Source organism: Leeuwenhoekiella sp. A16, assembly GCF_047946675.1.
GTDB lineage: Bacteria > Bacteroidota > Bacteroidia > Flavobacteriales > Flavobacteriaceae > Leeuwenhoekiella.
Genome location: NZ_CP172313.1, coordinates 1,835,766 through 1,861,565, shown reverse-complemented (window position 1 = coordinate 1,861,565; position 25,800 = coordinate 1,835,766). Strand labels below are relative to the sequence as shown.

Annotated in this window: 32 protein-coding genes; 18 read left to right on the top strand and 14 right to left on the bottom strand. The window is 38.4% G+C overall.

The window, feature by feature from the left end; translation table 11 throughout:
- The first annotated feature begins 105 nt into the window (after window positions 1–105).
- Window positions 106–837, top strand: a complete 732-nt coding sequence (locus tag ACH3O9_RS07995) for a DUF3298 domain-containing protein (protein WP_416446048.1) — start codon at window positions 106–108, stop codon at window positions 835–837.
- On the opposite strand, the gene ACH3O9_RS07990 is transcribed toward ACH3O9_RS07995, so the two are convergent.
- The gene (locus tag ACH3O9_RS07990; protein WP_416446046.1) at window positions 809–1,285 is read right to left on the bottom strand and encodes a DinB family protein; all 477 of its coding nucleotides are present in this window, start codon (window positions 1,283–1,285) and stop codon (window positions 809–811) included. The two genes, ACH3O9_RS07995 and ACH3O9_RS07990, sit on opposite strands and share 29 nt — an antisense overlap.
- 75 nt (window positions 1,286–1,360) lie before the next feature.
- On the opposite strand from ACH3O9_RS07990, the gene ACH3O9_RS07985 reads away from it, so the two are divergent.
- Window positions 1,361–1,711, top strand: a complete 351-nt coding sequence (locus ACH3O9_RS07985; protein WP_416446044.1) for an arsenate reductase family protein — start codon at window positions 1,361–1,363, stop codon at window positions 1,709–1,711.
- A gap of 4 nt (window positions 1,712–1,715) precedes the next feature.
- Complete coding sequence (locus ACH3O9_RS07980; RefSeq protein WP_416446042.1) at window positions 1,716–2,609, top strand: DMT family transporter; 894 nt, start codon at window positions 1,716–1,718, stop codon at window positions 2,607–2,609.
- On the opposite strand, the gene ACH3O9_RS07975 is transcribed toward ACH3O9_RS07980, so the two are convergent.
- Complete coding sequence (locus ACH3O9_RS07975) at window positions 2,590–3,084, bottom strand: acyl-CoA thioesterase (protein ID WP_416446040.1); 495 nt, start codon at window positions 3,082–3,084, stop codon at window positions 2,590–2,592. The two genes, ACH3O9_RS07980 and ACH3O9_RS07975, sit on opposite strands and share 20 nt — an antisense overlap.
- Window positions 3,085–3,262: 178 nt before the next feature.
- Here ACH3O9_RS07975 and ACH3O9_RS07970 point away from each other — a divergent pair, with 178 nt between their 5' ends.
- The 3 genes from ACH3O9_RS07970 (at window position 3,263) to treF (ending at window position 6,507) form a co-directional block, all read left to right on the top strand.
- Window positions 3,263–4,231: a YheT family hydrolase gene (locus tag ACH3O9_RS07970; RefSeq protein ID WP_416446038.1), complete on the top strand. Its 969-nt coding sequence runs from the start codon at window positions 3,263–3,265 to the stop codon at window positions 4,229–4,231.
- A gap of 56 nt (window positions 4,232–4,287) precedes the next feature.
- Window positions 4,288–4,803: an azurin gene (gene azu, locus ACH3O9_RS07965; protein ID WP_416446036.1), complete on the top strand. Its 516-nt coding sequence runs from the start codon at window positions 4,288–4,290 to the stop codon at window positions 4,801–4,803.
- Window positions 4,804–4,887: 84 nt separating this feature from the next.
- Complete coding sequence (gene treF / locus ACH3O9_RS07960; protein WP_416446034.1) at window positions 4,888–6,507, top strand: alpha,alpha-trehalase TreF; 1,620 nt, start codon at window positions 4,888–4,890, stop codon at window positions 6,505–6,507.
- A gap of 23 nt (window positions 6,508–6,530) precedes the next feature.
- Here the strand turns inward: treF and ACH3O9_RS07955 are convergent, their stop codons facing one another.
- The 5 genes from ACH3O9_RS07955 to ACH3O9_RS07935 form a co-directional block, all read right to left on the bottom strand.
- A complete protein-coding gene (locus tag ACH3O9_RS07955; protein WP_416446032.1) occupies window positions 6,531–6,962 on the bottom strand; it encodes a helix-turn-helix domain-containing protein in 432 nt (143 codons plus the stop codon).
- The gene (locus ACH3O9_RS07950) at window positions 6,959–7,264 is read right to left on the bottom strand and encodes a type II toxin-antitoxin system HigB family toxin (protein ID WP_416446647.1); all 306 of its coding nucleotides are present in this window, start codon (window positions 7,262–7,264) and stop codon (window positions 6,959–6,961) included. The genes ACH3O9_RS07955 and ACH3O9_RS07950 overlap by 4 nt, the downstream gene beginning before the upstream one ends.
- Window positions 7,265–7,326: 62 nt before the next feature.
- Window positions 7,327–8,256, bottom strand: coding sequence for a hydroxypyruvate isomerase family protein (locus ACH3O9_RS07945; RefSeq protein WP_416446030.1), 930 nt, complete (start codon window positions 8,254–8,256; stop codon window positions 7,327–7,329).
- A 15-nt stretch (window positions 8,257–8,271) separates the two neighbouring features.
- Complete coding sequence (locus ACH3O9_RS07940; RefSeq protein ID WP_416446028.1) at window positions 8,272–8,910, bottom strand: gluconate 2-dehydrogenase subunit 3 family protein; 639 nt, start codon at window positions 8,908–8,910, stop codon at window positions 8,272–8,274.
- A gap of 2 nt (window positions 8,911–8,912) precedes the next feature.
- Complete coding sequence (locus ACH3O9_RS07935) at window positions 8,913–10,595, bottom strand: GMC oxidoreductase (RefSeq protein WP_416446645.1); 1,683 nt, start codon at window positions 10,593–10,595, stop codon at window positions 8,913–8,915.
- 191 nt (window positions 10,596–10,786) lie between these two features.
- Between ACH3O9_RS07935 and ACH3O9_RS07930 the strand changes: the two genes are divergently transcribed.
- The 9 genes from ACH3O9_RS07930 to nadD all read left to right on the top strand — a co-directional run bounded on the left by ACH3O9_RS07930 (window position 10,787) and on the right by nadD (window position 18,981).
- Entirely contained in the window at window positions 10,787–11,770 is a 984-nt protein-coding gene (locus tag ACH3O9_RS07930; protein WP_416446026.1) for a sugar phosphate isomerase/epimerase family protein, read from the top strand.
- 4 nt (window positions 11,771–11,774) lie between these two features.
- Window positions 11,775–13,010 carry a nucleoside permease gene (locus ACH3O9_RS07925; RefSeq protein WP_416446024.1) on the top strand — a complete coding sequence of 412 codons (1,236 nt, stop codon included), beginning with the start codon at window positions 11,775–11,777 and terminating at the stop codon, window positions 13,008–13,010.
- A 1-nt stretch (window position 13,011) separates the two neighbouring features.
- A complete protein-coding gene (locus tag ACH3O9_RS07920) occupies window positions 13,012–14,163 on the top strand; it encodes a Gfo/Idh/MocA family protein (RefSeq protein ID WP_416446022.1) in 1,152 nt (383 codons plus the stop codon).
- A gap of 59 nt (window positions 14,164–14,222) precedes the next feature.
- Window positions 14,223–15,278, top strand: coding sequence for a sugar phosphate isomerase/epimerase family protein (locus ACH3O9_RS07915; protein ID WP_416446020.1), 1,056 nt, complete (start codon window positions 14,223–14,225; stop codon window positions 15,276–15,278).
- Window positions 15,279–15,285: 7 nt separating this feature from the next.
- A complete protein-coding gene (locus ACH3O9_RS07910; protein WP_416446018.1) occupies window positions 15,286–16,038 on the top strand; it encodes a 3-keto-disaccharide hydrolase in 753 nt (250 codons plus the stop codon).
- 3 nt (window positions 16,039–16,041) lie between these two features.
- Complete coding sequence (locus ACH3O9_RS07905; protein ID WP_416446016.1) at window positions 16,042–16,851, top strand: 3-keto-disaccharide hydrolase; 810 nt, start codon at window positions 16,042–16,044, stop codon at window positions 16,849–16,851.
- Between the two features lie 90 nt (window positions 16,852–16,941).
- Window positions 16,942–17,799, top strand: a complete 858-nt coding sequence (locus ACH3O9_RS07900; RefSeq protein WP_416446014.1) for a YicC/YloC family endoribonuclease — start codon at window positions 16,942–16,944, stop codon at window positions 17,797–17,799.
- A complete protein-coding gene (gene gmk / locus ACH3O9_RS07895; RefSeq protein ID WP_416446012.1) occupies window positions 17,799–18,374 on the top strand; it encodes a guanylate kinase in 576 nt (191 codons plus the stop codon). The genes ACH3O9_RS07900 and gmk overlap by 1 nt, the downstream gene beginning before the upstream one ends.
- Window positions 18,375–18,402: 28 nt before the next feature.
- Entirely contained in the window at window positions 18,403–18,981 is a 579-nt protein-coding gene (gene nadD, locus ACH3O9_RS07890; protein ID WP_416446010.1) for a nicotinate (nicotinamide) nucleotide adenylyltransferase, read from the top strand.
- A gap of 67 nt (window positions 18,982–19,048) precedes the next feature.
- Here the strand turns inward: nadD and lysM are convergent, their stop codons facing one another.
- Both lysM and ACH3O9_RS07880 read right to left on the bottom strand, forming a co-directional pair.
- Window positions 19,049–19,537 (bottom strand): peptidoglycan-binding protein LysM, encoded by a 489-nt coding sequence (lysM, locus tag ACH3O9_RS07885; protein WP_416446008.1) that lies wholly within the window; start codon window positions 19,535–19,537, stop codon window positions 19,049–19,051.
- A 253-nt stretch (window positions 19,538–19,790) separates the two neighbouring features.
- A complete protein-coding gene (locus ACH3O9_RS07880; RefSeq protein ID WP_416446006.1) occupies window positions 19,791–20,702 on the bottom strand; it encodes a nicotinic acid mononucleotide adenyltransferase in 912 nt (303 codons plus the stop codon).
- Window positions 20,703–20,834: 132 nt separating this feature from the next.
- Here ACH3O9_RS07880 and ACH3O9_RS07875 point away from each other — a divergent pair, with 132 nt between their 5' ends.
- Both ACH3O9_RS07875 and ACH3O9_RS07870 read left to right on the top strand, forming a co-directional pair.
- The gene (locus ACH3O9_RS07875; RefSeq protein WP_416446004.1) at window positions 20,835–21,824 is read left to right on the top strand and encodes an NAD(P)H-dependent glycerol-3-phosphate dehydrogenase; all 990 of its coding nucleotides are present in this window, start codon (window positions 20,835–20,837) and stop codon (window positions 21,822–21,824) included.
- An 11-nt stretch (window positions 21,825–21,835) separates the two neighbouring features.
- The gene (locus ACH3O9_RS07870; RefSeq protein WP_416446002.1) at window positions 21,836–22,483 is read left to right on the top strand and encodes a cation transporter; all 648 of its coding nucleotides are present in this window, start codon (window positions 21,836–21,838) and stop codon (window positions 22,481–22,483) included.
- Between the two features lie 5 nt (window positions 22,484–22,488).
- Here the strand turns inward: ACH3O9_RS07870 and ACH3O9_RS07865 are convergent, their stop codons facing one another.
- From ACH3O9_RS07865 to ACH3O9_RS07845, 5 genes are read right to left on the bottom strand one after another with little or no spacing between them, the layout of a single operon-like run.
- Window positions 22,489–22,884, bottom strand: coding sequence for a hypothetical protein (locus ACH3O9_RS07865; protein ID WP_416446000.1), 396 nt, complete (start codon window positions 22,882–22,884; stop codon window positions 22,489–22,491).
- A 3-nt stretch (window positions 22,885–22,887) separates the two neighbouring features.
- Window positions 22,888–23,055 carry a hypothetical protein gene (locus ACH3O9_RS07860; RefSeq protein WP_416445998.1) on the bottom strand — a complete coding sequence of 56 codons (168 nt, stop codon included), beginning with the start codon at window positions 23,053–23,055 and terminating at the stop codon, window positions 22,888–22,890.
- The gene (gene pheS / locus ACH3O9_RS07855) at window positions 23,052–24,068 is read right to left on the bottom strand and encodes a phenylalanine--tRNA ligase subunit alpha (protein ID WP_416445996.1); all 1,017 of its coding nucleotides are present in this window, start codon (window positions 24,066–24,068) and stop codon (window positions 23,052–23,054) included. The genes ACH3O9_RS07860 and pheS overlap by 4 nt, the downstream gene beginning before the upstream one ends.
- A gap of 27 nt (window positions 24,069–24,095) precedes the next feature.
- Entirely contained in the window at window positions 24,096–24,800 is a 705-nt protein-coding gene (locus tag ACH3O9_RS07850; protein WP_416445994.1) for a hypothetical protein, read from the bottom strand.
- 29 nt (window positions 24,801–24,829) lie between these two features.
- On the bottom strand, window positions 24,830–25,186 hold the full coding sequence (locus ACH3O9_RS07845) for a hypothetical protein (protein ID WP_416445992.1): 357 nt from the start codon (window positions 25,184–25,186) through the stop codon (window positions 24,830–24,832).
- Between the two features lie 50 nt (window positions 25,187–25,236).
- On the opposite strand from ACH3O9_RS07845, the gene ACH3O9_RS07840 reads away from it, so the two are divergent.
- Window positions 25,237–25,779, top strand: a complete 543-nt coding sequence (locus tag ACH3O9_RS07840; RefSeq protein WP_416445990.1) for a CvpA family protein — start codon at window positions 25,237–25,239, stop codon at window positions 25,777–25,779.
- Window positions 25,780–25,800 lie beyond the last annotated feature (21 nt).

The following is a 25,800-nucleotide window of genomic DNA, read 5'->3' as shown; positions in this document are numbered from 1 at the left end:
CGTAAAAGTAATGAGTGGCCTGTGCATTTTCAAAAATGCTTGTACCTTTAGCCTATGTTTAACAAACCATTTTTTAGGCATTTTAGCCCGTTTTTAATCGCTTTTTTGGCGATTTTCACACAAAGTTGTGAGCAGGAGCCTGATTTGCAATTTACCCAAAAAACATACACAAACGCTTCACTTGAGGCATGTTCTACAGCTATGTGTCCTAAAATTGATATTCATATTTTAGAAGCTCAGGGCGAAAGTAAATTCAGCCAAATTATAAACGATACAATAACAAATCATGTTATCGCGGTTTTAAGCATGACGCCTGATGATGAAAAAAATCTGAAAAGCATAGAAGAAGCTCTTGATCAATTTATTTCCTCTTTTAGGCAATTTAAAGCCGATTTTGCCGAAACTTCTACCGATTATGAAGCAGACGTAGATGCTAATATTTCGTTAGAAACTGAAAATCTACTGTGCATTGCCGTAAAAAGTTACACCTACTTTGGCGGCGCTCACGGTTATGGCAGCGTTACCTATTTTAATTTTGATAAAAATGCTGAAAGCTATCTTACCGCTGACGAACTTATAAAAGATAAAAGCGCTGTTTTAAAAGAAGCCGAAGAACGCTTTAGAAAGCAACAGAAAATCCCTGCTGACGGCAACATAAATAGTACTGGCTACTTTTTTGAAGACGATAAGTTCATCCTTCCTAAAGACATAGGTTTTGATGATGAAAACCTGATACTACAGTATGATCCTTACGATGTGGCAGCTTATTCTGTAGGCCAGATAACGGTAAAAATTCCACTACCGGAAATCAAAGCGTATTTGCGTACTGATTTATAGCGCGGCATAAAGCGAGAATATATCCTAAATGTGTGCCCTCGTGGTAATTATTAAACGTGATCGCTTCTTCTACTGAGGTAATCACATTTCCTGTAGACAGTTTACGCTCTGTAAAAGTTTTAAAAACACCATTTTTATAATCAGCTCGAGTTTGCTCAACCGGAGCAAAGAGTAAACTTTTTACCTGATCAACTTCCGTCTGCGTCACATCTCTTTCGGGCTTGGTGCCGTTGCTGTAAAGTGGTATCAACTCTTGTGGAATGGTAGGTGTAAGCCCAGAAAGTTTGTAAGTAAGCAACTGCTGCACAACGATCGTGTGTGCGATATTCCAAAAAATATTATTATTGAAACCTGCAGGAACAGTGTTCAATTCTTCCAGAGAATGTGCATCGAGCAGACGTTCAAGACTCTGGCGATTCTTCAGCGTAACTTCAAAGGTAAAATCCATAGGCTTATTTTACCCAAAAGTAGGGATTTCGCCATAAAAGAGATTACTTTGTAGTACTAACATCAACTCGTTGTCGTGAAAAAAATCTATTACCTCTCAACCTGTGACACCTGTGCACGCATTATGCATGATTTAAAGTTGTCTTCTGCCTATCAAAAACAAGACATTAAACGTGATCCTATAACTGAAGAACAGCTGGAAGAGATGTTTAATCTAGCCGGCAGTTATGAAGCTTTATTTAGTAAGCGCGCAAAACTCTATAAGGAAAAAGGTTTAAAAGATCGCAAACTTACAGATGATGATATGGGCTCATTAATTCTAGGTCATTACACATTTTTAAAACGTCCCGTTATTATTAATAATGACAAAATCTTTATAGGAAACAGCAAAAAGACCATAGAAGCTGCTAAAGAATCTCTCAAGTAGAATAATGAACCCACGATTACTTGCTTTAATAGCGGCAACAGTCGCCAGCGCTATCTATGGTGTAAATCACACTATTGCAAAAGATCTCATGCCGTATCATATAAAACCTTTTGGGTTTATTTTATTGCGAGTATCAGGAGCTGCTCTTCTTTTCTGGATCATTAGTGCATTTTATAAAAGCGAAAAAGTAGATAAGCAGGATTACTTCCGGTTCTTAGGTTGCGCGTTTTTTGGAATGTGTATTAATATGCTGGCCTTTTTTAAAGGTCTCAGCCTGTCAACACCTATAAACAGCTCTGTTGTTGTTACGATGACGCCGGTGATCTTATTGGTTCTTTCGGTTATATTTTTAAGAGAGCGGGTGTCGTGGGTAAAAGTATTAGGAATTGGTCTGGGCTTTATAGGTGCGCTGGTGCTAATTTTATTTGGAGCACAGCATCAGAAGAATGCGCCTAATATCCCTTTTGGAAATCTTTTGCTTTTAGTAAATGCTTCAGCTTATGGTGTTTATCTTATTTTGGTAAAACCTCTTGTCGCAAAATATAATACCATTACTATGATGAAATGGTTCTTTTTGCTGGGCGTACTAATGAACCTACCGGTAAGTTTTGGAGAATTTGCAGAAGTGCATTGGGCAACTTTATCATTTGACGTAATCTGGAAGATGGGCTTTGTAATTGTAGGCACTACATTTATGACCTATCTTCTAAATCTGTATGCTTTAAAGACTCTTAAAACCTCAACGCTGGGCGCTTTTATCTACCTACAGCCGGTTATTGCGGCTTTATTCGCGATTTTTGTGGGTGCAGACAGGCTTACGCCGATAAGAATGATGGCTGCACTTTTAATCTTTACGGGAGTTTATTTATCTACGCGCACTAAACCTCTTCCTGATTAAGCTCAAGATCTTGCGGTCTTTTACCAAATTTACGCGTGTCTTCTTTCGTTAAAACTCTAAAATCATCAGTCTTTTCTAGTGAGGACAGGTTTTTAAAAAGTTCGTCAGGAAGTGCGGTGAGTTTGCGCTCTTTAAGATCTATCCACGCACCCATCATTTCGCATGAAGCGAAATTTCTACCTTTATGGTCGTAGAAGTTATGCATGAACTCAAAATACATTCCGTCTTCTGCCAGACCTTTTAATTGTAGAGAAACTTTTACCGGTTTACCAGCAAAAGCCTCTTTAAAATAATACATGTGCTCATAAAAAACCACGGGACCTATATTATGCTTTGCCATTTCTGCCTGGCCAAAACCATTTTCCATTAAAAAAGCCATACGGGTGTGGCTCATAAAGTTTATATAAGCACTGTTTGCAAGGTGTCTGTTTGCATCTATGTCGCTCCAGCGTATTTCAAATTCTTTAAAGTACATTGTGTAGTTTTTTGAGCAGTAAATTAATAACTTCAAAGCTAAGCTTCAGAGCACTAAACCGGTCTGAATTTTTTGAATTTTACCGCTAATTTTAGTTCAAAAATACATAAATTTACTGTGCATGCATAAGAAAAAGGAATGCAAACCAGTTCTTTCTTTAGCATAAAATAATTAAACAATGCCTGTAATTACTTCTCAATATAAAGCTCGCGGGGCATTTAAGAATACACATTTCTCTACCATTTATTCAGCTAAAATAAGACGGGTCTTTGGTGTTGATCAACAGCGAGAACGTATCTCTTTACCTGATGGTGATTTTATAGATATTGACTGGAGCTACTCAAAATCGGGTGAAAAGGCAACAAAAGTAGCCGTACTTTTTCACGGTCTTGAAGGCAATGCGCATCGCCCGTATATGCTGGGCACATCAAAAATTCTCAACAAAAAAGGATATGATTGTGTTGCCGTAAATCTGCGTGGTTGCAGTGGTAGTGATAATTTAAATTTTCGTTCATACCATTCTGGCGCAACAGAAGATGTTGATGCCGTCATGCAATATTTGCAAAAGGAGCACAAATATGCAGCAGTCTATCTTGTAGGTTTTAGCCTGGGCGGAAATCTCATTCTTAAATATCTGGGCGAAGAACGATGCCGCCCTAAAAATTTAGTCGCTGCTGTTGCTGTCTCAACACCGGTTCATTTGTACGGCTCTATGCTTAGACTCTCTGAGCCTGAGAACAGAATTTATCATTGGTCATTCTTAATGGATCTAAAGCATAAACTAAAAACGAAGATTCCGCAATTTCCAGATTATGTAAGCTTTGATGATTACAAGAAAATTGTAAATCTTCGCGCTTTTGATGAGATCTATACCGCGCCAGCCAATGGTTTTAAAGACGCACTTGATTACTATACGCAGAGCAGCAGCCTTAATTTTCTTCCACAAATAAAAGTGCCCACGCTTCTTCTTAACGCTGCAAATGACACATTTCTTGACGATGAATGTTTCCCGTATGCTTTCGCGAAAGCAAATAAAAACCTAAACCTTGAGGTGCCTAAATATGGCGGTCATGTAGGCTTTTTTGCTAAAGACAACATCTATTATAATGAACGCAGAACCTTAAAGTTTTTTGAAGAAAAAAGCTAGGCGTTGCAGCACTGTTTTATCTTGTGTATATTTAGAGCATTATTCAAAAAATCATTATGAAGACAATAAAATCGATTGCCCTATTTGCGCTTGCTCTAACTCTTGTTAATTGTGGAGAAGGCGAGAAAAAACAAGAAAAAGAACAGGTAAAACTAGGCACATCTACGCCAGAAGCAGATTCTTCTGCAGAGGAGACGAGTCAAAACGAAGTGCTTTTACTGGCGACAGACCAAATGCGTTTTGATAAAAATGAGATACGCGTAAAAGCCGGCGAAAAAGTAACGCTTACATTGCGTCACACAGGTAAACAGCCTGTGGAAGTAATGGGGCACAATTTTGTACTCTTAGCTCAGGGAACAGATATACCAACTTTTGCAGGCAGTGCGGCTTCTGCTCGTGATAACGATTATATCCCAGAAGGTACTGATGCCGTTATCGTACATACAAAGTTGCTAGGTGGCGGTCAGGAAGACACTATAGAATTTGATGCTCCAGAACCAGGAACATATGATTTTATTTGCAGCTTCCCCGGTCACTATAGCTTGATGAAAGGTAAATTTATCGTTGAGTAAATATCTTTAGCATAACACAATTTTAACTACCTCTACGGCATACTAATTTTGCCGTAGAGTCTTTTTTTTAAACACCTCCCTCCCATGTTCATCAGAAAAACACTCTTTTTAGCTACAATTTCAGCCAGTATCCTTTTTAGTTGTAACAATACTCAATCGATTGAGAAAAAAGCTGTACATGAAAATATAGAGAGTGAATTCCCACAGAAAGCGCTTAACCCTATAGATCGTTACGGGCAATTACTGGTAGATGTACAAATGAGTGAGGTATTTCCTGACGGAAAAACTTTTGTAGATGCAGAGCCTAAATTTCCTGCGAAAGAAATTCTGGAGAAATACAATGATCAAAAAAATGAACCTGATTTTGGCTTACGTGAATTTATACTCGCAAACTTTACCATGCCGGAAGCCCCAACAGGTAATTTTGTGACAGACACTACACGCACAACTGCAGAGCATATTAATGAGCTTTGGCCTTATCTCAAGAGAGATGCAGATGAGGTTGAACCCGGTACACGTATCGCTTTGCCTAATCCCTACATTGTGCCCGGCGGGAGGTTTAGAGAAGTGTATTATTGGGATTCTTATTTTATACTTCTTGGACTAAAAGAGGCAGGAGAAACAGAACTTATCGAGAATATCCTAGACAATTTTGCATTCCAGATCAATACGATTGGTTTCATTCCTAACGGAAACCGCACCTATTATTTGGGTCGCTCTCAACCACCTTTCTTTGCCGAAATGGTAAATCTTCTTGCTGAAATTAAAGGCGAAAAGGAAACATTGCTCAAATATCACGATGCGCTCGAAAAGGAATATAAATTCTGGATGAAAGGCACTGATGACATGGGTGATCTCGTCGCCAATAATCGCGTGGTAAAAGTAAACGATAGCACTTTTTTAAACCGTTATTACAGCAATACACAAACACCAAGAGCCGAAAGCTTTAAGGAAGATATAAATACCGCTCAAAAGGCGAAAAACAGACCAGCTAAGGAAGTTTATCTAAATATAAGCGCAGCTTGCGAAAGCGGGTGGGATTTTAGCAGCCGTTGGTTTGCAGATCCTAATGATCTGGCCACTATACGCACTACAGAAGTTGTGCCGGTAGACCTCAACAGCCTTATGTACAATCTTGAAATTACACTGGCAAAAGCGCGTGAGTATGCAGACGACAAAACCGGCGCTGACGAACTAAAATCGGCTGCAAACAGGAGAAAATCGGCAATAAACACCTATTTATGGGATGCTGAAAATAAGGTTTACAAAGATTATTTATTCAAAGAAAATGCTCTTTCTGAGACTTTATCGTTGGCGATGGTTTACCCGTTGTATTTTAATATAGCATCACCAGAACAGGCAGACGCTATTGCGAAAGAATTAGAAACCGACTTTCTAAAACCCGGCGGATTAGTAACTACTTTAAACGATAACGGACAGCAATGGGACAGCCCTAATGGGTGGCCGCCACATCAATGGCTTGCCATACGCGGACTGGAAAAATATGGTGATACTGATCTGGCCAACTCTATTAAAACAAGATGGCTAAGGCTTAATGATCAGGTCTATAAAAGAACCGGAAAAATGCTTGAAAAATACAATGTGACAGACACAACTCTTGTTGCCGGGGGCGGTGAATATCCTACCCAGGATGGTTTTGGCTGGACTAACGGGGTTTATCTGGATTTAAAGGATAATGAGTAGCAGAATAAGTCAATAAGGAAAACTTATTCTGAAATATGGACGCTTTTTTTATTTCCTTTATTTCCTTTTATCTTTTCCCTTTTACCAATCAGATCGTATTTGTTGATTAAGATATCTGTAGGTATGCCCAGCTGAGTATTAATTGAACGTATGTGATTAATAGAAAGACCTCTTTGTAAATTTAAAATTTCTGAAGCATGGCTCATACTCCCGATTATGCGGCCAAAATCTGCTCTTTTAAAATTCATCTGTTCCATTTGAAATTTAATGGCACTTACTGGGTGTGGCTCCGGAAAAGGTTCTTCATGTTTCTCTTCATAATTTTTGACTAAAAGCAATAATAATTCAAATTCATCACCTTCATCACTCTGCGGATCAGCGTTTGCCAACTCACGCATACGGGATATCGCTGCCTCATATTCCGCCTCTGATTTTAATATTTTAGCTTTCATCATTTTAAATTTTTGATTTGTTCTTCAGTCAATTTACTGTACTCTGCATGAGAACCAACCCACAATACAAAAACTGTTTTAAATTGATAAACCATATGTGTTATTAAGCGATAATGATTTCCATTAATATTGAAAATAGTGATGCCCCCGCCTAAAGTATCTGCACTTACAAAAGTCTTTTTAAGATCATGAAAACTGTTGTAATCACTTTTGCTCGTTAATGCATACCAATTAATCAAACCTTCTTTTGATTGTGCATTTTTTTCGTAGTAAGCTTTTAATTTTCTCTTGCTAATGACATTCATTATCAACAAATGTACGTTTTATTCCCGTATTGGGAATGTTTAGCCTATATAAAATTTATCAGTTAATCATCAAAACTATCACACTCTACATAAGCATTAATAACCGCTTGTTCTCCTTCTTTACCTTTTATGGAATTGCCGTGTTCCATACCTAAAATGCCTTTGTAGCCTTTGTTATAAATGTATTTAAATATGTTCTTATAATTGATCTCGCCGGTTGTAGGTTCATTTCTGCCGGGATTATCACCTATCTGAAAATAAGCGATTTCATCCCAAGCCTGCTCCATATTGGGTATTAAATTTCCCTCCTGAATCTGTTGATGATAAATATCAAAAAGTATTTTACAAGATGTACTGTCAACAGCTTTGCAAATCAGATATGCCTGTGGTGATTGCTTAAGAAAAAGTCCCGGGTGATTGTGAAAATTCAACGGTTCCAGAACCATGGTTATTTCGTGTGGCTCAAGTAAAGCAGAAGCTTGTTTTAAACTTTCGATCACATTTGCAGTCTGGTAATCTGCATTTTGAGAAAGATCTACATAACCCGGCACTACAGTCATGTATTTTGCATTTACGCGCTTAGCTACTTCAATAGATTGTTTTATTTCGCCCAGAAATTCGTCTCGCCAATCTTGTTTTCCGCTGGTGAGATTAGGTTCTGTCCAGTAGATTTTATGAGCAACAAAAACGCCCATGGTAATATTGCGATTTTCCATCACGGAAGCCATTTTCTTTTGTAACTCTACCGGGCGAGTGCGCATATCATTATCTTCAAAAGCTGTAAAACCCTGATCTGCCATAAAATTGAGTTGGTCTATAGGATCTTTTCCAGCCATATTTTCAAACATTCCTAAATGCGGCGCATATTGCAGATTAAAGCTATTTTTTGCTCTATATTCCCGATTTTGAGCCTCTGCAAGCAGGTTTTGACCACCTAAAGCCAAAAAGGAGCCGCTAAGAGCTCCTTTTTGTATAAATTTTCTTCTGTTCATGAAGCTAATTTTATTCTATAATGACATGGCTTTACCATTTCCGGCTTCAGAGAAAGGAACACATCCTTTTTGAGCACCTGGGATTGGGTCATACCACATTACATTCTCTCCTATTTCCTCACTATTCTTCCATGCCCAGATAGCAAGTTCACGCACTGAAGTTAAATAACCATAAGAACCTGCATCTGTGTCGAGATCAAGCTCTGGATTTTCAGGATCTTGTTTCGCCGTAAGGCGCTCCATAAAATCTTTTCTGTCTGCCGGAGCAGCCTTTAGATATTTAGCAACAACTTCTTCATATTCTGCAGGCTCACCTTCTACAGCTTCCTTGTCATATGTACTTTTAAAATTTAAAGAAAAAGCATTTGCTCCCGCCTTAAATTCCTGTTGTTCATCAGACTCTGCCACCTCATTCATATAACTATCTATAAACTGAGCAATGTTAAGATCGTTAGCTCCCGGAGTATCTGTTTTAGGGATAATAACATCTAGAACCTGCTTTAAAATATAACCATTGTTTGCGGTAAGAAAAACGGGCTCCCACTCCATTGCAGGATCGCTTTTGCAACTCTGTAAAAGACTGAACAAAGATGGTGCAGCCACCATATATCCTGCTCCAAGTCCTAAATTTTTTAATACTTGTCTTCTTTTCATAGTTAAGCGTTTTTACCGTTCTTTAATTGTTCTGCTGCATGCGCTGCTGCACGTGCTGTAAATGCCATATAGGTTAATGACGGATTCACGCAACTTGCTGATGTCATAAAAGCACCATCTGTTACATATACATTAGGCACACCGTGAACCTGGTTATTTTCATTTACAACAGATGTTTTAGGATCGCTTCCCATACGGGCAGTACCCATCTCGTGAATACCTAATCCCGGAGCTCCCGGTCTGTCATGACCCTGAACATCTTTAAATCCTGCTTTTGTAAGCATGTCAACAGCTTGTTGCACCATGTCTTTACGCATTTCCCATTCGTTTTCTTTCCACTCTGCATCAAAAGTCACGGTAGGCAGACCCCATTTATCAAGCTTGTCATAATCAAGGGTCATTTTGTTCTCATGATAAGGAAGGCATTCGCCAAAACCGGTAAGGCCAATTCTCCATCCTCCTGGTTCTGTAACGGCTTCTTTCAATTCTTTACCGTAAGCAAGTTCTGCTACAGACTCAGACCAATCTTCACGACTCGCGCCTCCCTGATAACCGTATCCGCGTTTAAAATTCTCCTGATCTGTATCTCCGCCTATATTTCTAAAACGAGGAATGTATAAACCATTAGGTCTTCTTCCTTTATAATAACGGTCTTCAAAACCATCATAACTACCTGAAGCGCCTGCCTGAAAATGGTGGTCCATGATATTATGACCTAATTCACCACTATCATTACCCATACCATCAGGAAATCTGTCAGACTTAGACTGCATAAGTATAGATGCCGAAGCAATAGCTGAAGCACATAAGAAGATAACTTTAGCTTTAAACTCTAACTTCTCTGAAGTTTCTGTATCAATAACTCTTACACCTGTTGCCTTACCTGTAGCTTCATCATACATAACCTCGTGTACAGTGCTAAACGGTCTAAGGGTCATATTACCCGTGCGTTCTGCTGCAGGTAAAGTAGATGAGTTACTACTAAAGTAAGCCCCAAAAGGACACCCTCGTGCACAACGGTTTCTAAACTGGCAACTTGAGCGACCTTCAAAGGTTTTAGTGCTGGTAATATGCGCTACACGACCTATTGTAAGTAGACGGTCTTTGTAATTCTGCGCCATATTCTTTTTAAGATGGTCTTCCACACAATTAAGTTCCATAGGTGGACCAAACTTTCCATCAGGTAATTGAGGCAGACCTAGTGTCTCGCCACTTACTCCTATAAATTCTTCAACCTTATCATACCATGGCGCTATATCTTTGTAGCGCACTGGCCAGTCAATTGCAATACCTTCTCTTTTGTTTGCTCCAAAATCGATATCGCTAAGGCGATAACTCTGTCTTCCCCACATAAGTGAACGCCCGCCTACATGATACCCACGCATCCAGTCAAAACGTTTAGTCTCATTATAGGGGTGCTCAAGATCATTTACAAAAAAATGTCGTGTCGCCTCATTTGTGGTGTAACCTGTACGGGATTGCTTAAGTTGTTTTGCTTTTTCTTCTCGAGGTAATTCTCCTTTAAATTTAAAATCCCAGGGATCCATATTCATTGTAGGATAATCGTCAATGTGTTTTACCATTCTTCCTCGTTCAAGAACAAGAGTCTTAAGGCCTTTTTCACATAATTCCTTAGCAGCCCAACCGCCACTAATTCCTGTACCTACCACAATGGCATCGTACATTTCTTCTGGTTTTGTTATATTCACGTTATATTAGATTTTTAATAAATAATCGAACCGAATGCTATCAAATATATAAATTCTAAGTTATTTTTTCTGTAATATAAAAAAAGTATAAATTAGAGATTCATGATTCTTTACAACCAAACCCCGACGAAAACGTTTGAGTTCGTCCTATTTAACTTTTTTAAAAAATGAAAATTAATGTTTTAACTGCTGTAATTGGCGTTTTATTATGTTTTTCTTGTAAGAATGCTAAAAAAGAAACAGCCCCAATAACAGAAAATCCTACAACACAAACAACCACTTCACCTACTTTTTTCAAATTATCTTTAGCAGAATGGTCCTACAGCGGCCCGATTCACTCCGGTAAAATGGATCCCATGGATTTTGCTCAAAAAGCGAGCGAAGTGGGTTTTGAAGCCGTTGAATATGTAAGTCAATTATACACTCCAATAATGGAAAAATATGGAGATACTAAAACAGCCATGGACTCACTTTTGCCAGCGCTTAAAGCGAAAAGTACCGAATATGGCATAAAAAACCTCCTTATTATGGTAGATAACGAAGGTGCACTCGCCGCAAAAACAGAAGCAGATCGTGATGCTGCTGTAGAAAATCATAAAAAATGGGTAGATGCAGCTGCTTATCTGGGCTGTCATTCTATACGTGTAAATCTATTTGGTGCCGAAGATGAAGAAAGCTGGAAACAAGGCGCGATAGATGGTTTATCAAAATTGACTGACTATGCCGCCACTAAAAACATTAATGTTCTTGTAGAAAACCATGGCGGTTTCTCTTCTAATGCACCACTTCTAATGGAAGTTATAAATGGGGTAAACAAAGAAAATTGCGGTACACTGCCAGACTTTGGCAACTTCTGCTTAAAAAGAGAAGGTGGCGCTATGTGGAATGCGCCCTGCATAGAAGAGTATCCTGTATATCAAGGCATTGAAGAACTTATGCCTAAAGCTATGGATGTAAGTGCTAAATCATATAATTTTGATGAGCAAGGGCAGGAGACACAACTGGATTTTAAAAGAATTTTACAGATCGTAAAAGACGCAGGCTACACAGGTTATGTAGGTGTTGAGTATGAAGGAGATATGCAAGACCCTGATAAGGGCATACAATTAACAAAAGAACTATTAATTTCAGCATCTCAAAATTTAAAATAATCTAATGAAAAACTTTACCCGTATTCAGCTTTCTCTAATGATGTTTCTCGAATTCTTCATTTGGGGAGGCTGGTTTGTTACCTTAGGCACTTTTTTAGGGAACAACCTTAATGCCAGCGCTTCTGAAAGTGCAATGGCTTTCTCTACACAATCCTGGGGAGCTATTATCGCTCCTTTTATTATAGGTCTAATTGCAGACCGCTATTTTAATGCAGAACGTATTTTAGGTTTTCTCCACATAGTAGGAGCTATTTTGATGTATCAAATGGCAAATGCAGATGACTTTTCTGCTTTCTATCCTTACGTTTTAGGATATATGATCGCTTACATGCCAACATTAGCTCTAGTAAATTCGGTTGCATTTAGACAATTAAAAGATCCTGCAAAAGAGTTTTCGTTTATACGTGTGTTTGGTACCATAGGGTGGATAGTGGCAGGTTTTGTTATCAGCTTTGTATTTAGCTGGGACAGTACAGCAAACATTGGTAAAGGCATGCTTGCTAACACGTTTCTTATGACTGCTATTGCTTCAGCCGTTTTAGGTGTTTTCAGTTTTACCTTACCTAAAACTCCACCTATCGCGCGAGCTGCCGGTGAAAAACAAAGTCTTACAGAGATTCTGGGTCTTGATGCCCTTACCCTTTTAAAAGACAGAAATTTTCTGGTATTTTTCGCTTCATCAATATTAATCTGTATACCACTAGCTTTTTATTATCAGAATTTGAGTCCCTTTCTAACCGAAATAGGCATGGAAAATTCAACTGCAAAAGCTGCATTAGGTCAGGTATCTGAGGTTCTTTTCATGCTACTTCTTCCATTTTTCTTCAAGCGTTTTGGTATAAAATGGACATTGATCTTTGGTATGGCCGCGTGGGCAATTAGATATTTACTATTTGCTTATGGTAATGCAGACGAGCTTGTATTTATGCTACTTATAGGTATCGCCTTACACGGTCTTTGTTATGACTTTTTCTTTGTTTCAGGGCAGATATATACAGACAGTAAAGCGGGAGAAAAATTTAAAAGCTCAGCACAGGGATTGATAACGCTTGCAACGTATGGAGTAGGTATGTTAATAGGATTCTCTGTTGCAGGTAAAATAACAGATAGCAATATCTTAAGTGAAGGAAAACATGACTGGACAGGTATATGGACATTCCCAGTCATATTTGCGGTTGTAGTAATGATACTTTTTGCCGTATTTTTTAAGAACGAAAAAGTAGAAGCCAAAAATTTATAACATGAAGAAATTAAAAATGGGAATGGTAGGCGGTGGCCTGGGATCTTTTATAGGCGATGTACACCGTAAAGCAGCCTCAATAGATAATATGATAGAACTGGTGTGCGGTGCCTTTAGCAGCAGTGCAGAAAAAAGTATCGCTTCCGCGAAAGACCTTGGTATTTCAAGTTCGCGCGCATACGGCAGTTATCAGGAAATGATAGAGAAAGAACAAGAGTTGCCAGAAGATGAGCGCATGGATTTTGTTTCTATCGTTACTCCTAATCACATGCACTTTCCGCCGGCAAAAATGGCTCTTGAAAATGGCTTTCACGTAATATGCGATAAACCGGTAACGCTTACGCTTGAAGAGGCTGTAGAACTTGAGAAAGTAGCGAGTGCTTCAGGTAAAGTATTTGCACTTACCCATAACTATACAGGTTACCCAATGGTAAAGCAGGCTAAAGAAATGATAGCACGCGGTGATCTGGGAGATATAAGAAAAGTTAATGTACAATATTTACAGGGCTGGCTTTCTACAGCAGTAGAAAAGACTGAAAATAAACAGGCATCGTGGAGAGTTGACCCTAAAAAATCTGGTATTGGTGGTGCTTTAGGCGATATTGGCACCCACGCAGAGAATCTTGCAGAATACATTACCGGCCTTCAGTTAGAAGAGCTTGCAGCAGATCTTACTGCTTTTGGTGATGGCCGTACACTTGATGATGATGGCAATGTGCTTCTTCGTTTTACAGGTGGTGCAAAAGGCACACTTACGATCTCTCAAATAGCAACCGGAGAAGAAAACAATTTAGCCATTCGCGTTTACGGGACTAAAGGAAGCGTTTTCTGGCAACAGGAAAATCCTAATGAGCTAACTGCTCTCTGGCTTGATAAACCAAAACAAATATACACACCAGGCGGAAACGGCACGTATGAAGCATCTTCATCTTATACACGCGTACCTCCCGGTCACCCAGAAGGCTATCTTGAAGGCTTTGCCACTATTTACAGAAGTTTCGCTAAAGAATTAAACAGCGTAAAAGCTGGCGAAAAACCATCTAAAAAGTACGATTTTCCTACTGTTTCAGACGGTTTACGTGGCATGCGTTTTATATATGCTGCGGTAGCATCAAGTGATAATAACGCTGCCTGGGTAAGCTTAAAGAACTAATTGTATAAATTGTATAATGAGTTGCCACGAAGTTTTAAGGCAATTAAAACCAATAACATATGAAGACTATTAAAGGTCCAGCTGTCTTTCTCGCACAGTTTATGGACGATAAAGAACCTTTTAATTCACTTGACGGGATGTGCCAGTGGGCGAGCGATCTTGGCTATAAAGGTATACAAATACCAACTTGGGAAACCAGATTAATAGACGTCACCAAGGCAGGAGAAAGCAAAACCTATTGTGATGAGTTAAAAGGCAAAGTTGAAAGCTACGGTTTACAAATAACTGAGCTTTGTACACATCTTCAGGGTCAGCTAGTGGCGGTTCACCCGGCTTATGACCTGATGTTTGATAATTTTGCTCCTGATGATTGCAAAAATAATCCAAAAAAACGCACAGAATGGGCCGTAAATCAGCTTAAAAGTGCTGCAAAAGCAAGTAGAAATTTAGGCTTAGACGTTCATGGTACTTTTAGCGGAGCTCTGCTTTGGCACACATTTCATCCCTGGCCGCAAAGACCTCCCGGACTCGTAGATCTTGGTTTTAAAGAACTGGCCAACCGATGGACACCTATTCTAAATGCTTTTGATGAGCAAGGTGTTGATGTTTGTTACGAAGTTCACCCAGGTGAAGATATTCATGACGGTGTAACTTTTGAAAGATTTCGCGAAGCTACAGGTAATCATAAGCGCGTTAATATTCTTTATGATCCTAGTCATTTTGTACTTCAGCAATTAGATTATGTGGAATATATAGACAACTACCACGAGTTTATAAAAATGTTTCATGTAAAGGATTCAGAATTTAATCCTACCGGAAAAAAAGGAGTTTTTGGTGGGTACGGTGATTGGATCGATCGTGCAGGGCGCTACCGCTCTCCCGGTGATGGTCAAATTGATTTTAAAACAATCTTTACAAAATTAACTGAATATAACTGCGACGTATGGGCCGTGATGGAGTGGGAATGTTGTATAAAATCTCCGGAGCAAGGAGCTCGTGAAGGAGCACCATTTATCGCAAGTCACATAATTGAGGCTACTGAAAAAGCATTTGATGATTTTGCTGGTGCAGAAGTTGATGAAGATAAACTAAAACGAATATTAGGAATTAAATAACCATACCATGAAAAAACAAATTGTTACAATTCTGGCTCTTGCTGCAATGACCATAAGCTGCAAGGAAAAACAGAATTCAGAAAACGAAGTTGCAGATGAGACTTCTATGACCACAACTACCGAAGAATCTCAGGATGCTGAATGGACTACGCTCTTTGACGGTGAAAATATGGATCAATGGCACAGTTATAACGGCGATTCAATTTCCAGTCAATGGCAAATAGAAGGTGATGCGCTGGTTCTTACTCCCGCCGAAGGACGAGAGCATGCAGAAAACCTGGTTAGCAATGAAGATTATACAGATTTTATTCTTTCGTTAGACTGGAAAATCTCTGAAGCCGGAAATAGCGGTATTATGTGGGGAGTAAAAGAAGATGAAAAATATCATGAGCCTTATTTAACAGGACCTGAAATTCAAATTATAGATAATGAGCGTCATCCAGATGCTAAAAATGGTAAATCGCATCAGTCAGGTGCTTTATATGATATGCTCCCTCCTACAGAGGATGTAGCAAAACCAGCTGGTGAATGGAACACATGTGTCATTAAAATCGACCACGCTAATAATGAAGGATCTGTAACTCTTAACGGTGTTCAGGTTGTTGAATTTCCTGTAGAAGGAAACGAATGGAACACAATGGTTTCTAATTCAAAATTTGCAGACTGGGAAGCTTTTGGCAAAGCCCAGACTGGTGCAATTGCTCTACAAGACCACGGCAATCAAGTTTCTTTTAAGAATATTAAAATAAAAAAACTTTAACTTATGATACGTAATTTTATACCTCTTGTTGCCCTTGGTTTACTAGTTTCCTGTAATGACATGAATAAAGAATCAAGCGAGGACAGCGAGATGCAAACTACAGCTACAGATTCTGTTTCAACTCAGCCAGAAGAAGAAATAACAGATCCGGAAGCAACAGAATTCTGGGATCCTGAGCCTGCAGTAGTTTCTTTCGATAAGAACAACATACCATCAGACGCTATTGTTTTATTTAATGGTGAGAATCTTGACGCCTGGAAGAGTGTTACAGACACAACAGCTGCTGCGCCTTGGACTATCAATAGCGATGGTTCTTTCACCGTTAAAGCTCAAAGTGGTGATATCGAGACCAAAGAAAGTTTTGGTGACATGCAGTTGCATATAGAATGGCGTGCACCACAAGAAGTTGTAGGTGAAAGCCAGGGACGCGGTAACAGCGGTATCTTTCTTCAAAAGAAATATGAAGTGCAGGTGCTAGATAGTTACGACAACCGCACTTATTCTAACGGACAGGCAAGTTCTATTTATAAGCAATCTGTACCACTTGTAAACGCGACTAAACCGACTAGTGAATGGCAAACCTATGATATCATTTATCATCAACCTCATTTTGACGGTGACGGCAATAAAACGCAAGCCGCTACTGTAACGGTTATTCATAATGGTGTGGTTACACAAGACCATACAGAAATACAAGGAACAACAGAATATATAGGTCATCCTAAAAACATACCACATGGTGAAGCACCTATTGAATTACAAGATCACGGCAATCCTGTGAGCTATCGTAATATCTGGGTAAGAAAACTATAATTATTGCCTAAAAATTTAGAGAAGTTGCAACAAAAGAGATAGGAAAGCTTCAGATATAGTTTTCCTATCTTTGCGACTTTAAATCTAAGTATGATCAAATCAATGACAGGCTTCGGGAAATCTGTTTCCCAGTTACCTTCTAAGAAAATTACAATTGAGGTTAAATCTCTTAACAGTAAAAATCTGGACCTCAATACCAGAATTCCCTCCTTTTATCGCGAAAAAGAACTTGAACTACGCAACATAGTTGCAAAATCGCTTGAGCGCGGCAAAATAGATCTTAGCTTGTATGTTGAGTTAAACGGGCAGGAAACGAGCACTGCTATAAATGAAGCTGTGGTTAAAGAATATATCAGGCAATTAAGCCTTGTTGTAGATGGCGACCCTACTGAATTACTTAAAATGGCAATTCGCATGCCAGATGCCTTAAAAACCGAAAGAGACGAGATAGACGATCAGGAATATGAAGCCATCTTAAAAGGCATTGATGAAGCTCTAGGCGCCATTAACGATTACAGAGAAGACGAAGGCCGGGTTCTAAAAGAAGATTTTCAGCTTAGAGTTAAAAACATAGAAGAATATCTTGAAGAAGTTATCGCTATAGATCCTCAGCGCATAGAAAGCGTTCGCGAAAGATTAAACAAAGCAGTAAATGATCTTAAAGCAGAAGTAGATCCTAATCGTTTTGAACAGGAACTTACTTACTATCTTGAGAAATACGACATAACTGAAGAGAAAGTAAGATTAAAAAATCACCTTGACTATTTCACAAAATCACTCAATTCATCAGATTCTAACGGCAAAAAACTGGCTTTTATAAGTCAGGAAATAGGTCGTGAGATAAATACCATAGGCTCAAAATCTAATTATGCCCCTATGCAACAGGTTGTAGTGCGCATGAAAGATGAACTTGAGAAAATCAAGGAACAACTTTTAAACGTGCTTTGATGAAAGAAGAAGGTAAACTCATTGTTTTTTCGGCGCCTTCCGGAAGTGGAAAAACCACCATTGTAAGGCATTTATTAAGTAAAGAAGACCTAAAACTTGACTTCAGTATTTCGGCCACATCAAGAGAACCACGCGGTCACGAGAAAGACGGAGTAGATTACTACTATTTAACACTTGAAGAATTTAAGCGTCGTATTAAGAATGACGAGTTTCTGGAGTGGGAAGAAGTTTACAGAGACAATTTTTACGGCACCTTAAAAAGTGAAGTAGAACGCATCTGGAAGAAGAACCGCCACGTAATTTTTGATATTGACGTTGTAGGCGGTCTTGATATTAAAAAATTATATCCAGAGCGTACACTAGCTGTTTTTGTAAAACCACCTAGTATTGAAGAGTTAAAAATACGGCTGAAGAAACGCAAAACAGAAAGTGATGATCGTATAAATATGCGCATTGCTAAAGCAAGCGTTGAGCTGGCAACCGCACCGCAATTTGATTATATTATTGAAAATAACGATCTCAATACCGCTTTAGCAGAAGCTTACCAGCTCGTTTCTGATTTTGTAAATCAGTAAAAAGACTGGAAAAATCGGACAAAAAGCAATGAAAATCGGGCTTTATTTTGGCACTTTTAATCCTATTCATATAGGGCATCTTATAATTGCAAATCACCTGGCCGAATACAGCAATCTTGATAAGATCTGGCTAGTGATAACTCCGCATAATCCATTTAAGAAAAAGAATTCGCTTTTAGACAACCTTCACCGCTATCAACTTGTACAGCGTGCTATAGAGGATTATCCTAAACTAGAAGCGAGCACCATTGAGTTTGATCTACCCCAGCCTAATTATACAGTAAACACGTTAGCGCACCTTCAGGAAAAATATCCTGATTATGAATTTTGTTTAATCATGGGAGAAGACAATCTAAAAAGTCTTCATAAGTGGAAAAATTACGAGACGATTATAGACAATCACGAAATTTACGTTTATCCGAGAATATCAAATTCACAAGTTCCTGATCAATTTAAAGATCATTCAAAAATTCATGTTATTGACGCGCCAGTTGTCGAGATCTCTTCAACGTTTATACGAAAAGCAGTTAAGGCTAACAAAAACTGCCAGCCGCTATTGCCTCGAGAGGTTTGGCAATATATTGACGAGATGAATTTTTACAGATAACAGAAAATAAAAAAACCATTTACAGATAACAAATACCCGTAAATGGCCTTACAGAGGGAAAAAAATTTTAACCTTCTATACGAGGAATACGCAGAACTTGCCCCGGATAAATCTTATCAGGATCTGTAAGCATAGGCTTATTAGCTTCAAATATTACGGGATATTTCATTGCATTACTGTAATATTTCTTTGCAATCTTGCTTAATGTATCACCAGATACTACAGTGTGAAACTGTGCCTCCGGCTCACTGTGATCAACTTCCATACGGTCATCTACCTGGGCAATCCCATTAGTATTACCCACAACAAGTACCACTTTCTCTTTTGTAGATTGATCTTTTGCTTTACCTGTTATTGTAGCTGTCTCTCCTGCTATGCTTATTTTAAGATTTTCCACTTCAAGTGAAAGATCGTGCACTGTCTCTTCAAGAGAAGACGCTGCTTTTTTATTTGCTTCTTCTATAGCTGCAGATTTATCAGCTGCTTCTTCTGCATCTGTTTTACCAATACCAAAGACTTTTGCCCCGGCGTTCTTAATAAATGAAAATAATCCCATTGTTCTATTTTTTTTGGTTATTGTTAATTATTGAAATGTGAATTTACGAAATAAACAATAGGCTGTAATTAATCCATTTTTAAATCTATCTTAATCTTTGAAAGCTCAAATCACGCCGATTAAAGGTTTAAAAGTAATCTGTTCAAAAAATTTAAGTATTATATAATAAAGAAACCGCCCCATCAGATTTACTCTGTCAGAGCGGCTTCAACTAACTAACCAACCAAAAAAATCAACTAAATTATTGCTGCCTTCACAGCTTTATACTTTTAATTTGTTTATCTATTACAGACTGTTTTTCTCTCTTTTTACCAGCCTCTGCTGTTTTATAAGCTATGTATCCTCTTCCGCGAAAGCGATACTCTGTTCCTGATGCAGGTTGATATAATGAGATCGTATTGTCATCTAGTACTCTAAGTTCAAAAAACTCCCCGCTGAAATAATCATAATCGAGACTGAGATATTTTAGATCAGGATTGCCGGTTACATTTTCTACTTCATAGATGCCATTATAATCCCAATATACATGTTCAATTGCCGTGCCATTATAATCTTGTGAACTCTTAAAATTTCCTCTACCGCCGGCAGGAAGAAATTGCAGATAATTCTCTTCATCAAATTCATTCACAGCACCTTCTACACTGGTATACACCTTTTCCCATGCTGCATATTCCTGCAGAAAGTAATGAATGTTGTCATAAAACAAACGATCATAATTAAAAGTGTGGCGTTGATAGCCCTTAAGTATGTAAGACGTGCGTGTACTACGGTTATAAAGTTCAATAGAATTGCCGGCTAAAATACTGACCTCAAAGGTGTAAAAACCGTCTAAATCATGGCTAATATCAAGATCACTGCTAAAGGTATCATAGTACCCTACGCCTATACCGTAACCGTCGCCCTGGTTACCTATACCCACTAGATTGTTGTTTGCATAAACATCGCCATTATCAAAAGACAGAGTAAATGCCTTCTCCATAAATGGAATACCACCATTACCAGATGTTCTTTCTATATCAACATACCAAAGTTCATAGTCATTGAGCACCTCATCTAAAGATACAGCCGCAGGTAGTTCTTCATTCTCTACATAAATACCTGATTCACAAGAGGTATACACCTGTACTAAAACGGTGAATATTAAAAGTAGTTTTACAGTTTTCATAAGCTTTATGTATTACGGTTCATTTTTGGGAAACCAAAACGCATGCCACAAAAACAATAGTGCTGAAAACCAATATTTTACACACCGGATAAATTTGGTTATTTTTGAAAACTATTAGGAATGATGTAATATATGGCCATAAAATTTGGTGTTATAGGTGGAGGCAGCTGGGCTACCGCAATTGTAAAAATGCTGTGTGAGAATCTCGATGAGGTAGGCTGGTATATGCGCAGCGTATATGCACTTGAGCATATAAAGAAAGAACAGCATAATCCTAATTATTTAAGTGCCGTAGAATTTGATACAGAGCAATTAAAACTGAGCAATGATATTAATGAGATCATTGACTATGCAGATTATCTCATTTTTGCTATTCCTTCTGCTTTTGTAAGTGAAGAACTTAAAAAAGTAAACAATTCCCTTGAAGATAAAATCATTTTCTCTGCCATTAAAGGCATAGTTCCTGAAACCGGGAAAATTGTAGGAGAGCATTTTCATGAAGTTTATAATATCCCTTTTGAGAACATAGGTGTAATTACCGGGCCATGCCATGCAGAAGAGGTTGCCCTTGAGCGCCTGTCTTATCTTACCATTGCCTGTGCAGATGAAGAGAAAGCCAGAATAATGGCAAAACACCTCAACAGCGATTACATAAAAACCACAATTAGCGACGACACCATAGGTACAGAATATGCCGCTATGCTTAAAAATATCTATGCTATAGCAGCCGGTATTGCACACGGGTTGGGTTATGGTGATAACTTTCAAAGCGTGTTGATGAGTAATGCTATACGTGAAATGAAAAAGTTCATCAAGAATGTGCACAAAATGAAACGTAATATCAATGATTCTGCCTACCTGGGGGATCTATTGGTTACAGGATATTCAGTTTTTAGCCGTAACCGCATGTTTGGTAATATGATAGGCAAGGGTTACACGGTAAAAAGTGCGCAGATGGAGATGAGCATGATTGCAGAAGGTTATTATGCAGCTGCCAGTGCTTATCGCATTTATAAAGACTGCGGGGCCAAAATGCCTATTATTCATGCGGTACACGCAATTTTATACAAAGGCAAAGATCCTAAGAAAGTTTTTAAAAAACTGGTAGATAAACTTGACTAAACCTCAATTAAATGGCTACTTCAGCTACATTAGAACGCACAGATAAACTGTTTAGCAAAGCGCTCGCGTTTGCTGTTCTTACTGTAGTTTACAATGTAATTGAAGGTCTTATTTCGGTTTACTTTGGGCATAAAGAAGATACCCTTGCTCTATTTGGCTTTGGTCTCGACAGCTTTGTAGAAACGATCTCTGCCTTAGGCATCGTACAAATGATCCTGCGCATAAAGCGAAACCCAAATTCTGATAAAAGCTCTTTTGAGATTCTTTCACTAAAAATAACAGGATGGTGTTTTTACGGTCTTATCGCAGTTCTAATTATTTCTGCAGCAAACAATATAATTAGTGGTACAGAACCGGCATCGACACTGCCGGGAATAGTAATCGCAGGGATTTCTATCTTAGGTATGTGGGCATTGATCTATTTTAAGATCTCAATAGGTAAAAAGCTTAATTCAGCTCCTATCATTGCAGATGCAAAATGCAATCAGGTGTGTTTGTATATGTCTTTAGTCCTGTTACTTTCCAGCGGTTTGTGGTGGCTTTTTAAGATCCCCTATATTGATATTTTAGGAACTATTGGGATTATATATTTTGCCTATAAAGAGGGTAAGGAAGCTTTCGCGAAAGCTAAAGGAATTGAATGCTGCGCCTGTGATTAAAACTTCTACTCTGCGAGAATTCCCTTTTCAGGAATTACAGGAATCTCTTTCAATTTTGTCTCTTTGATGGTATTTGCTTTAAAAACAAATGTCTTATCGTACAACTTCCCATCCAGAAAGAAAGAAACCGAGAACTCATTATTTAGCTTAAGAACGCTGTCTTCAATAAACTCAACTTTAGCAAACGATTTTGCCGGTAAAACGGCCAGTTTATGCCGCATTACGCTCGATTTTTGCCGTGCATCATGACCTTTAGAAACGATGAAAATTGTCTCTAAAGCTTCGCTTTTAGCATTTACAAGATAGACATTCCAGTCGTGCGTGCGATGCGTCTCATTAAACTCTAAGATCGCAGCCACATGCACGCCCTCTACCTGAGGAATTGTAATATCTTTTTGCATAAATTAATCGTGGGTTACTTTCCATTTGATCCAAAGAATCAAAATGGCAAGAACAAAAATCCCCACAAATACACTACCTATGGCAATTTTTATAACTGCTATAACAAATGTTAGATACAAAAAAGCTAGTAATACGATTACAAGCAGAGCAATGGTTAAATATTTTTTCATAAAGCACTTTTAAATTGTTCAAGAAAGCGCACATCATTTTCACTAAACATGCGTATATCTGAAATCTGATGAAGCAGCAGCGCGATACGATCTATACCCATACCAAACGCAAAACCGCTATATTCTTTTGAGTCTATCCCGCAGTTCTCAAGCACATTAGGATCTACCATACCAGTACCCATTATCTCTAACCAGCCGGTACCTTTTGTCATTTTATAATCTGTCTCTGTCTCCAGACCCCAGTAAACATCTACTTCTGCACTAGGTTCTGTAAACGGAAAGTAAGATGGTCGCAATCTAATCTTGCTTTTACCAAACATCTCTGTAGTAAAATACTGTAGCGTTTGCTTAAGATCTGCAAATGAAACATCCTTATCTATATACAACCCTTCTACCTGATGAAAGAAGCAATGTGAACGTGCCGAAATGGCTTCGTTGCGATAAACACGACCCGGCGAAATTGTACGTATAGGTGGCTTGTTGTTTTCCATGTAGCGCACCTGTACTGATGAAGTATGCGTACGTAAAAGAACGTCAGGGTTGGTTTGTATAAAGAACGTATCCTGCATATCACGAGCCGGGTGATATTCTGGTAAGTTGAGCGCTGTAAAGTTATGCCAGTCATCTTCTATCTCAGGACCTTCTGAAACATTGAAGCCAATACGTGAGAAAATCTCTATTATCCTGTTCTTTACAAGAGAAAGTGGATGGCGGGCTCCCAGCTCAAGAGCTTCTCCCGGCCGGGTAAGATCACCGTAAGAACCTGCGACATCTTCTGTCTCCAGACTTTCTTTAAGATCGTTGACCTTATTTTGAGCGGTGTCTTTTAAAAGGTTAATGGTTTGCCCAAATTCTTTCTTCAATTCGTTAGGAACATTCTTAAACTCGGCAAAATGCTGATTCAGCAGTCCTTTTTTACCTAAGAATTTAATTCTAAACGCCTCTACCTCTTCTATAGAATTTGCCTTAAATGCTTCAGCTTCAGCAATAAGTTCTTTTATTTTATCTAGCATAAACCTCTTAATTACAAGGGAGCAAATTTAGGAAATTATGACGGCTTGCTCTTTGTTGTCTTCAAAAATATATTTCATTAAAAAGAAAACCGCTATACCGCCCAGCAAATGCCACAACCAGTGTGTTCCCATCCAGAAAATATCAAAATGAACACGCTTGTCTAAAACTCTGAACAGCACCGCTAAAGCAAAAATACCAAATGCATAAATCACATATTTTAAATTATGCCACTTGGTACGATACAAATAACCGCCCAGCGGAATCAAAATGGTTAAAGCTGTGATCGCATAACCCACACTTATTTGTAAACCATGAGGCATATGCACTTGTCTCGACCCAAAAAACGCCATTAGTATTATGAGCATAAATCCTAATCTGCGCACCCACGTTCTTTGCCATTTAAAAATGAAATAAATGGCAGAAGCGAGACTGGCAATCATAATAGGTACCCAATCCAGCAGTAACCAGAGCTCATTAGAACGTGTAGCGTGATAAATTGTACCGCCTATGTAGCCTATAAATATTACCGGAATTACGATCGCCAGAAATTTATGCCGCTGCGGATTCCTGTAAACTTTATTGCCAAAGTAAATAAGAATGAATAAAAAAATGAGATTGCTGTACGTATTAAAAGGCTCTACAGGCAACCTGCCGGCAATCGTCTCTTTGTAAACCGGCCCCGTATCATGAGGAAAAGAATAGTCTTGCAAAAAATCGAACCAAAATGCCATAAAATCTGGTTTATTTATGCAATAATCGGTTATTTAATGATTTCTTTTTCGAGAAAATAATTAACAATAGCTTCTTTCATCAACACAGTTTGTTCTCCCGCTTTTAAAGCCGGTAATTGCTCAAGTATTCTATAATGTGGCCAGCCTTCCTCATCCTGAAAATCAAACTCGTAATAACCAAAAGGTTCCAGCAGGCGACATATTGCGATATGCATAAGATTAAGCTTATCGTCTTTTTTAAATTTCACATCAAACCTGCCATATTCCTGTACCCCAATAAGATAAATTATTGAGTCAAGATCAAGCAATTCGCCATCTGCAAATCTATCTGATACTAATTTTTGAAGTTCTTCCCAACGCTGCTTTAATTGTTCATCTCTCGCCATAGTTTGCAAAGATAAACAAGACCATTCTTAAAAAATACTATATTTAACCTATGAATTATCTGGATATAATAATTGGCATTTTTCTGCTTCTAGGGCTAATAAAGGGCCTAAAAAACGGGTTTTTTGTGGAACTTGCTTCTCTTATAGCACTAATTGCAGGTATATATGGGGCAATTCATTTCTCGTATTATGCAGTAGATTTTTTAAGAGAGCGCGTATCCTGGAGCGAGAATACCATTAATCTGGCGTCTTTTGCAATAACCTTTATAATCATTGTGATCATAATTTCTTTGGCCGGTAAAATTCTTACTAAAATAGCCGATTTTGCCATGCTTGGGCTGGTTAATAGAATTCTGGGGGGGATTTTTGGAATATTAAAAGCAGCGTTTATAATTAGCGTGATCATCATGTTTATAGCCGCTCTTAACGACCGAGTCTCATTTATAGATGAAGACGTAAAAAACGAGTCTATCCTTTACCAGAATGTTGAAATGATCGCACCTATGATGCTTCCTAATATTCTAAAAGAAGTTGAAGAATATAAGCAGGAAAAAGAGTCAACACGTAATACAGATACTGAAGACACAGAATAGAAAATCCCGGCCACATGAATG

Excerpts from the sequence above, each read along its gene's own strand:
- lysM (WP_416446008.1), bottom strand. The coding sequence starts at position 19,537 with ATGGGATTATTTTCATTTATTAAGAACGCCGGGGCAAAAGTCTTTGGT.
- ACH3O9_RS07870 (WP_416446002.1), top strand. The coding sequence starts at position 21,836 with ATGGCTACTTCAGCTACATTAGAACGCACAGATAAACTGTTTAGCAAA.
- ACH3O9_RS07925 (WP_416446024.1), top strand. The coding sequence starts at position 11,775 with ATGAAAAACTTTACCCGTATTCAGCTTTCTCTAATGATGTTTCTCGAA.
- treF (WP_416446034.1), top strand. The coding sequence starts at position 4,888 with ATGTTCATCAGAAAAACACTCTTTTTAGCTACAATTTCAGCCAGTATC.
- ACH3O9_RS07955 (WP_416446032.1), bottom strand. The coding sequence starts at position 6,962 with ATGATGAAAGCTAAAATATTAAAATCAGAGGCGGAATATGAGGCAGCG.
- ACH3O9_RS07910 (WP_416446018.1), top strand. The coding sequence starts at position 15,286 with ATGAAAAAACAAATTGTTACAATTCTGGCTCTTGCTGCAATGACCATA.
- ACH3O9_RS07950 (WP_416446647.1), bottom strand. The coding sequence starts at position 7,264 with ATGAATGTCATTAGCAAGAGAAAATTAAAAGCTTACTACGAAAAAAAT.
- ACH3O9_RS07990 (WP_416446046.1), bottom strand. The coding sequence starts at position 1,285 with ATGGATTTTACCTTTGAAGTTACGCTGAAGAATCGCCAGAGTCTTGAA.
- ACH3O9_RS07875 (WP_416446004.1), top strand. The coding sequence starts at position 20,835 with ATGGCCATAAAATTTGGTGTTATAGGTGGAGGCAGCTGGGCTACCGCA.
- ACH3O9_RS07940 (WP_416446028.1), bottom strand. The coding sequence starts at position 8,910 with ATGAAAAGAAGACAAGTATTAAAAAATTTAGGACTTGGAGCAGGATAT.
- ACH3O9_RS07860 (WP_416445998.1), bottom strand. The coding sequence starts at position 23,055 with ATGAAAAAATATTTAACCATTGCTCTGCTTGTAATCGTATTACTAGCT.
- pheS (WP_416445996.1), bottom strand. The coding sequence starts at position 24,068 with ATGCTAGATAAAATAAAAGAACTTATTGCTGAAGCTGAAGCATTTAAG.
- ACH3O9_RS07935 (WP_416446645.1), bottom strand. The coding sequence starts at position 10,595 with ATGTACGATGCCATTGTGGTAGGTACAGGAATTAGTGGCGGTTGGGCT.
- ACH3O9_RS07945 (WP_416446030.1), bottom strand. The coding sequence starts at position 8,256 with ATGAACAGAAGAAAATTTATACAAAAAGGAGCTCTTAGCGGCTCCTTT.
- ACH3O9_RS07845 (WP_416445992.1), bottom strand. The coding sequence starts at position 25,186 with ATGGCGAGAGATGAACAATTAAAGCAGCGTTGGGAAGAACTTCAAAAA.
- ACH3O9_RS07915 (WP_416446020.1), top strand. The coding sequence starts at position 14,223 with ATGAAGACTATTAAAGGTCCAGCTGTCTTTCTCGCACAGTTTATGGAC.
- ACH3O9_RS07980 (WP_416446042.1), top strand. The coding sequence starts at position 1,716 with ATGAACCCACGATTACTTGCTTTAATAGCGGCAACAGTCGCCAGCGCT.
- azu (WP_416446036.1), top strand. The coding sequence starts at position 4,288 with ATGAAGACAATAAAATCGATTGCCCTATTTGCGCTTGCTCTAACTCTT.
- ACH3O9_RS07905 (WP_416446016.1), top strand. The coding sequence starts at position 16,042 with ATGATACGTAATTTTATACCTCTTGTTGCCCTTGGTTTACTAGTTTCC.
- nadD (WP_416446010.1), top strand. The coding sequence starts at position 18,403 with ATGAAAATCGGGCTTTATTTTGGCACTTTTAATCCTATTCATATAGGG.
- ACH3O9_RS07840 (WP_416445990.1), top strand. The coding sequence starts at position 25,237 with ATGAATTATCTGGATATAATAATTGGCATTTTTCTGCTTCTAGGGCTA.
- ACH3O9_RS07880 (WP_416446006.1), bottom strand. The coding sequence starts at position 20,702 with ATGAAAACTGTAAAACTACTTTTAATATTCACCGTTTTAGTACAGGTG.
- ACH3O9_RS07900 (WP_416446014.1), top strand. The coding sequence starts at position 16,942 with ATGATCAAATCAATGACAGGCTTCGGGAAATCTGTTTCCCAGTTACCT.
- ACH3O9_RS07850 (WP_416445994.1), bottom strand. The coding sequence starts at position 24,800 with ATGGCATTTTGGTTCGATTTTTTGCAAGACTATTCTTTTCCTCATGAT.
- ACH3O9_RS07920 (WP_416446022.1), top strand. The coding sequence starts at position 13,012 with ATGAAGAAATTAAAAATGGGAATGGTAGGCGGTGGCCTGGGATCTTTT.
- ACH3O9_RS07970 (WP_416446038.1), top strand. The coding sequence starts at position 3,263 with ATGCCTGTAATTACTTCTCAATATAAAGCTCGCGGGGCATTTAAGAAT.
- ACH3O9_RS07975 (WP_416446040.1), bottom strand. The coding sequence starts at position 3,084 with ATGTACTTTAAAGAATTTGAAATACGCTGGAGCGACATAGATGCAAAC.
- ACH3O9_RS07865 (WP_416446000.1), bottom strand. The coding sequence starts at position 22,884 with ATGCAAAAAGATATTACAATTCCTCAGGTAGAGGGCGTGCATGTGGCT.
- ACH3O9_RS07930 (WP_416446026.1), top strand. The coding sequence starts at position 10,787 with ATGAAAATTAATGTTTTAACTGCTGTAATTGGCGTTTTATTATGTTTT.
- gmk (WP_416446012.1), top strand. The coding sequence starts at position 17,799 with ATGAAAGAAGAAGGTAAACTCATTGTTTTTTCGGCGCCTTCCGGAAGT.